Source organism: Petrachloros mirabilis (assembly GCF_975968855.1).
In genome coordinates this window covers 1-2,037 of sequence record NZ_CDLUDY010000002.1, presented here as the reverse complement: position 1 = coordinate 2,037, position 2,037 = coordinate 1, and the positions used below count along the sequence as shown (strand labels likewise).

The 2,037-nt window shown below is 56.4% G+C and carries 1 protein-coding gene; it reads left to right on the top strand.

Going from position 1 to position 2,037, the window contains the following annotated elements; translation table 11 throughout:
- Nucleotides 1-1,106: 1,106 nt before the first annotated feature.
- On the top strand, nt 1,107-2,037 hold a 931-nt coding region (locus ACWVCN_RS00020; RefSeq protein ID WP_455243450.1), incomplete at its 3' end, for a PAS domain S-box protein.

Sequence of the window (2,037 nt, the reverse complement as noted above, 5' to 3'; positions counted from 1 at the left end):
GTAAGGAGCGCGCCCATTTTTTGGGTACAACGGCCAGGATAAGTTTCGCCCACGCTTTGGAGGCCGCCGACGAACTTGAAAGGACGTGCGCGGCACAAATCCAGGTCGTCGGTCAAAAGACGCGGCGTGATCGCTGATCAGTCTCCCGATTGTACTTCCATCGTCTCCAGACCGGAGACTACGTCGAGACGAGGCCGTTGGCGGTGGTTGGGTGAGGAGGGTGCAAATATGGTACACGGATCAGGTCGATGTAGCCGCGGGCTGCGTGTCCCTCGAGCTACATTCACCGAATCCAGCCAGACTAACCTCAATCGGCACTTCTGATAGGATTCTCTGTGGAGCCAACGGGAGTCGAACCCGTGACCTCAACAATGCCATTTGCGAGAACATACGCTAATACGTTGCAGGATTATCTTTGATCGGACAACCCATCTTGGTGGGTATACGGAGGGTACACGGGTGGGGCCGAGATCCGTACGCTCTTCCGGCCGTATGTCCCAGCTACGTACCACACATGATTCTCGCTCGAGGGGCCTTGGGTCTTTGTGCCAGCATGGTCAGCTGCCACTCCGGCAAACCGTTGACGGCGTGGCGCCTCTGCCCTCCAAGAAAGCAGATCGGTCCGGGACCGGAGACGCGTGTGCTTTGTCACGGCAACTAATCCGACCCGTGTACGTTCACGATAGCTAGATGGCCTTCCAGCTACCGTCGCCGAAAAGCGCTCATCCTGCTTCGTACTGTTATGTCATCAGCCGGCACGATGACTACAGACAGTGGTGATGAATGTGGAGAATCCCTTCTCGAGCTCTTCGGAACAGTCGATGTCTTCGGCGGATATTGCGGTGGCGATTGACCGATGTGAGAGCCTCGGTCGGGCCATCGGGCAGTTCTCAGACAGTCCGCAGATTTCGCGACTGCGCCTTCAGCTGAAAATCGCCTTGAACGACCTTCGGGCCGAATTGGGGAAGCGCTCGAAATGGCCCTCGGGTTGAGCACGCCGTTTCAATACATGTTGACGTCGGCGAGTAGATCCTTGGTGGAGATGGCGTCGCGCATATCTGGACCTCTTGTGCCAGGCGAGCTGAGAGGGTCGAACGGCGGATGCTCTGCCGCGATCTTCTCTGGGATTTTTCTTTCAAAACCGTGACTCACCGCTGGACTACTTTTCCGATCCCGTACATAGACCTCCCGTAGCACGTAGTTCATCCCAACTGACGTTACGTCAGGTACATGCAGCCTTCAGTTGCATTGGTGATGGGATGATCATTTCAGACCAGGATGGCAGAATCCAGTTTTTCAATTCCGCAGCCGAGCGAATACTTGGAACGGATCTAAGGGGGCGGGAGGGGACCTCAGACTGTGGATTCTTTGAGATTGACCAGACCACACCCTTGACGTCCGGGAGACTTCCTCTTTCCAGGGCCGTCCGGGGCGAGCACGTCGCCGAGGAACTGATGTTTGTGAGAAACCCGGAACGGCCGGCAGGGCTGTGGATACGGGCCTCAGCCGGCCCCATCACGAGTGACGAGCATTTACTCGCTGGCGGTTGGCTAGTGTTTCGGGATGTTACCGAATCTCTCAACGCGCGCGATGAATTGCGGCGGTTGGCACGAGTTGTGGACCAGACGGCCGACAGCGTCGTCATCACAGACCGGTACGGTGTCATCGAGCACGTGAACCCCGCCTTCGAGACCACGACCGGTTTCACCCGCGACGAAGCCGTAGGACAGACGCCGCGGATCCTCAAGTCCGGCCAGCATGACGCCGCTTTTCACAGGCAGTTGTGGGATACGATCACGGGTGGAGATACGTGGCGAGGATCCATTCTCAACAAGAAGAAGGATGGCGAACACTACTGGTCCCACCAGACCATCTCACCCATGAAGGATGACGATGGGAATATCACGAATTATGTCTCCGTCTTGAAGGACATTACAGACTTCATTAGGCGCAAGAAGCAGGAGCATGAGATAGCAATAGCGCGTCAGGTACAACAATTCTACTATAACGCGGAGATTTCGATACCCGGCTTTGACG